Genomic DNA, 4,423 nt, shown 5'->3' with positions numbered 1-4,423 from the left:
AGACCAGCTACTAATAAATGGTTATGAAGGAAGTAAAGCATATTCAGCAGTGCATTACACCGATTTTGTGGGTAGAAGTCCGCTAATATTGTTTCGTAGTCAGTATACAATAGGAGGTAATCCACCTACAGGTGGTGTAGAAGATAAACCGTTTATGTATTCGCACAGTAGTTATTTTAGAGAAGTGCCTAAAGAAATATTAATAGATGAGAAGGGGAGAAATATAGATGTAAATGGAAATTTAATTGGAGATAAAACAACTAAAAATCCTTATCGAAAACAATTTAACGAAATATGGGAAAAAGGAAACAATCATAATTTAAATAAAGATAACCCATCTTCACCTGTTTTGGTTAAACCAAGTAAAACTAATTAAGAGTAAATTTATGAAATATAAAATTCAAATTTTATTAATATGTTTTCTTTGTACTTCATTGTTAGGATGTTATGAATCAAGTATAAGGTTTTGGAATGGGGGATCACATATTTCTAAAAAAGAAAACAAAGCTTATGATGAATGTATGGATAAGCTTGCAGCGTCACTTCCGCGACCTAAGACTGAATCTTCTGGGTCAAAAGAAATGCAAGAATGGCAAGTGAATGTATATGGTCCCAAATTAACAGAGTGCATGAAAAGAAAAGGTTTCTAATTCTTTAGTGTCTATAAATTAAGGCAAAGAGGAAGTGAAATGAAATATTATTCAAAAATCTTATATGTAACTGGATTTATTGTATTATGTGGTTGTAGCACCGATGTGTCTAGATATCAAAAGCAGCTTGAAGTAAATGGATATACGGGCAGTAGAGTAGTGGTTTATCCAAGGAATGGATATGCGCAGCCACCAGCAAAATATCTGGTAGATGAAAATGGGCGTTATATTGATCAGAATGGTAATCGAACCGACTCTCCGGTAGAAAATCCTTATTATAGAAAATATATAAAACGTCATAAATAAAGGTTGATTTTTGATAATAATATTCTCATGAATATCGATGCCTGAGTAATAACTTTGACAAAGACAAAGTTCAGAAAGAGCTGGATTTNCAACATCATCATTACGGATGCTGCTGCCCAACAGCAGAAAACCGGAAAAAGCGTAGCCGAAACCATAGCCGGAATTCATACCGATACCAGCAGCGACAACTATGCGGATAAAGCCGGCTACCTGAGCAACAACTTTGACAAAGACAAAGTTCAGAAAGAGCTGGATACACAGCGTGAGGTCACACAGGAATTTGACCAAAATCGTCAAGAATTACGCAATATCTTGCATAAAATCGCCGATAATAAACGCCAACAGGCAGAAAATATTCGTAAGGACAACTATATAGATGGCAAAAATGGTTATAACACTAACGAATCACTGGCACTGGAAGGGAGTGCCGATAAATGGGACAAAGCCGCCTTCTATACAGATATGATATTAGGTACGGTTTATGGGTATGGTAATACTGCTGCACTGGTTTATGCAGATGGCGACGCTATTATTGACCCCGCAGTTAGAGCAGCCAGAAGACCAATACAGATATGGAATGTAACCTGTGCACAAGATGGTTTATATTGTTCCAATAACAGTTACGATAACAAGAAAACCAGACCGATAGATGCAGACAGTCCCTATGCAGAAATAGGGAATAAAAGACAGATATTTGATATAAATGAAATCAAACCTGGACAGAACACAGGTGTAATAACCATATCCAATCCTGGCATACTCAACCCTTTAAATGATGCATTAAAAAATGCGGTTAAGCAGAACTTGTGGGAAACAGGAGCAGATGGTATCTATGTAGTTGCCAATCCGCCAACCAGCAACTTTTTATCAGAAGGTGTATATGCATTTTATGATAAAGTGAATGATTTGGGCGGTAGCCACCTTCCTTTGACCAATTCAGAGAAAGCAAATATATTACTTTATGAGTATGCCAAAGAAAAAGGCTATAAAATAGACCTAAGTAACCACAGTCGTGGTGGGATGACGGCAAGTAATGCCCTACAGTATGCTAATCGAAATGGATTAACCGGCATACCAATAAGAGAAGCAAGATTTTACGGTACAGCAACTAATGTACAACAGTATGCAGACCAGCTACTAATAAATGGTTATGAAGGAAGTAAAGCATATTCAGCAGTGCATTACACCGATTTTGTGGGTAGAAGTCCACTATTATTGTTTCGAAGTCAGTATACAATAGGAGGTAATCCACCTACAGGTGGTGTAGAAGATAAACCGTTTATGTATTCGCACAGTAGTTATTTCAGAGAAAAACCAAAAGATATTTTGGTAGATGAAAAAGGAAGAAATATTGATAAAGATGGAAACTTGACGGGAGATAAAGTTAATAAAAATCCTTATGATACTGAATTTAATAATAAATGGAAAAAAGGTCCAAATCATAATATAAACAAAGATAACCCATCTATACCAGTTTTAGTGAAACCTTCAAGAGCAAAGAACGGAGCGAATTGAAATGAGATATTTTAAAAATATAATAACAATATGTTTTTTTTTCTTTATTTTTATCTGGGTGTTATGAGTGGGTAGTACGTTTTTGGAATGGAGAAACACAAAAACTGTCTCCAGCTGAAGAAAAAGCTAGTGACGAGTGTTTCCAAGAGCTTCGCTCACTACCACGCCCAAAAAATGAATATGTAGGTTCGAAAGAAATGCAAGATTGGTTAGGTGAAATATATGGTCCTGCTGAAAGAGAGTGTATGAGAAGAAAAGGTTTTTAACTTTTTAGAATATTCATAAGCAGAGGAAAAAAAGAAAAATGAAATTCATTTTTACATTACAGCTATAATTTGTTTATTTTGTTATATCGAGGTAGTTTATTTACATCAAATATTCAGAAATAGCTTAAATAGTAACTAATCAGCGGGCGCCAGTTTATCAAAGTGATAGCATATATACTGGTGCCTTTTATTGTATTAGAGCAAATGACATAGGCTACATACGCTGCGCACAATGCAGGTAAGCTTTATCTACTAGTAATTGGAGAATATGGGACTATCAATTGGGTAAATCGGCAGGGGAAGATGACAACCTATGACCCAAAAACGTTAAAGACGGTTAAAACCACGCAGATACCAATTCATGAAATTAATGGCAAACGCTACTTTAACTATGGGGGTAAGAAATACTATGCAGACCCGTTTAAGTAAAAAAAGGTTAGTGATTCTGACAGTCCTTAGTATAGTATTAGAAGGGTGTAGTATATCGGACTGGTATAACGGTTATTATGCTGAAGGGGCTGCGATTATCAAAGGCCAAAAAGATAGGAATGCTTTTTATGATGCTGAGTCTCCGCAAATGAAAGAGCTGAGAAGAAAAAATCGAGATTATTGTCGAGAGCAAGCATCGAAGCCGGAAAATCGGGTTGCAAGAACTGGATTTCCAAATGGAATTTTTAATTCAGGTATGTTCGAACTTTGTATGATAAATCGTGGAACTCCGACATATGAAGCTTATGGTTCAATGCTAGAAAAAAAACGTCGTGCTGAGCGCAGGGCGCGAGGTGAAATAGTTCCTGAACACCAATAAGAATGGAGGTAAAAAACGTCATGCAGTACCGCCTATGTAAAAAACGCTTATTAATTGTGACAGGAATCAGTCTGCTATTAGGTGGATGTAGTATATCGGATTGGTATAACGGTTATTATGCTGAAGGAGCTGCGATTATCAAAGGCCAAAAAGATAGGAATGCTTTTTATGATGCTGAGTCTCCGCAAATAAAAGATCTGAGAAAAAAAATCAAGACTATTGCCTAGAGCTGGCAAATAAGCCGGAAAATCGGCTTCAAGAAAAAGGTTACCCAAATGGTGTATGGAATCAACCTTTGTTTGAAAGGTGTATGGAAAATCGCGGAACACCCACGTTTGAAACCTATCAATCGAATCGTGCGAAACAACGTGATGCTGAGCGTAGAGCACGAGGTGAAATAGTTCCATATTAAAACAATAGGAACCATACAGGGTACCGTTATCGACAAGTAAGGGCTAGATGGTAAAACGTCGCCAGATTAAACTGCCGATGAAAAGGAACATGGCCATTTATCCGCACCAACCCACCTTAATATAGGTGGGTTTTTTATGTGAAAAAGATATTATGGTTAATGCGAGATCACCGCAGGTGCCAACCGTGGCAAAGGACATGGCAACGGCGACGAAACCAGCTACCGCAACAGCCATATTGGAAGCAGCAGCGGCAACACCAGCCTCATCAGCGGCGGTGCCACCAACATCAAAGGCGTACAGATTGATGCAGCCGAACTAAATATCGAAAGCTTGCAGGACACCGCCAAATACAACAGCAAACAGCAGAATATCAGCGGGCAGGTCACCGTAGGCTATGGCGCATCCGCCTCTGCCAGCTTTAGTAAAAGCAAAATAAAAGCCGATTATGCTGCTGTAACAGAACAA

At 37.7% G+C, this 4,423-nt stretch carries 5 protein-coding genes and 1 pseudogene; all 6 read left to right on the top strand.

What is annotated here, in order from left to right:
* Nucleotides 1-376: pseudogene (locus J3U75_RS09010) on the top strand (hypothetical protein); the annotation flags it as partial.
* Nucleotides 377-386: 10 nt separating this feature from the next.
* Nucleotides 387-650: a hypothetical protein gene (locus J3U75_RS09005; protein ID WP_267391622.1), complete on the top strand. Its 264-nt coding sequence runs from the start codon at nt 387-389 to the stop codon at nt 648-650.
* A gap of 39 nt (nt 651-689) precedes the next feature.
* Nucleotides 690-956 (top strand): hypothetical protein, encoded by a 267-nt coding sequence (locus tag J3U75_RS09000; RefSeq protein ID WP_267391621.1) that lies wholly within the window; start codon nt 690-692, stop codon nt 954-956.
* A gap of 2,142 nt (nt 957-3,098) precedes the next feature.
* On the top strand, nt 3,099-3,545 hold the full coding sequence (locus J3U75_RS08995; RefSeq protein WP_267391619.1) for a hypothetical protein: 447 nt from the start codon (nt 3,099-3,101) through the stop codon (nt 3,543-3,545).
* A gap of 20 nt (nt 3,546-3,565) precedes the next feature.
* Nucleotides 3,566-3,772: a hypothetical protein gene (locus J3U75_RS08990; protein WP_267391618.1), complete on the top strand. Its 207-nt coding sequence runs from the start codon at nt 3,566-3,568 to the stop codon at nt 3,770-3,772.
* A 351-nt stretch (nt 3,773-4,123) separates the two neighbouring features.
* On the top strand, nt 4,124-4,423 hold a 300-nt coding region (locus tag J3U75_RS11430; protein WP_416384700.1), incomplete at its 3' end, for a hemagglutinin repeat-containing protein.

The sequence above is a fragment of the Snodgrassella sp. B3088 genome (genome assembly GCF_026535815.1).
GTDB classification, from domain to species: Bacteria; Pseudomonadota; Gammaproteobacteria; order Burkholderiales; family Neisseriaceae; genus Snodgrassella; species Snodgrassella alvi_E.
This window is presented reverse-complemented; position numbering and strand designations above follow the sequence as displayed.

What these genes read in the sequence shown, in the direction of transcription:
- J3U75_RS08990 (WP_267391618.1), top strand. Translation starts at nt 3,566, where the DNA reads ATGCAGTACCGCCTATGTAAAAAACGCTTATTAATTGTGACAGGAATC.
- J3U75_RS09000 (WP_267391621.1), top strand. Translation starts at nt 690, where the DNA reads ATGAAATATTATTCAAAAATCTTATATGTAACTGGATTTATTGTATTA.
- J3U75_RS08995 (WP_267391619.1), top strand. Translation starts at nt 3,099, where the DNA reads ATGAAATTAATGGCAAACGCTACTTTAACTATGGGGGTAAGAAATACT.
- J3U75_RS09005 (WP_267391622.1), top strand. Translation starts at nt 387, where the DNA reads ATGAAATATAAAATTCAAATTTTATTAATATGTTTTCTTTGTACTTCA.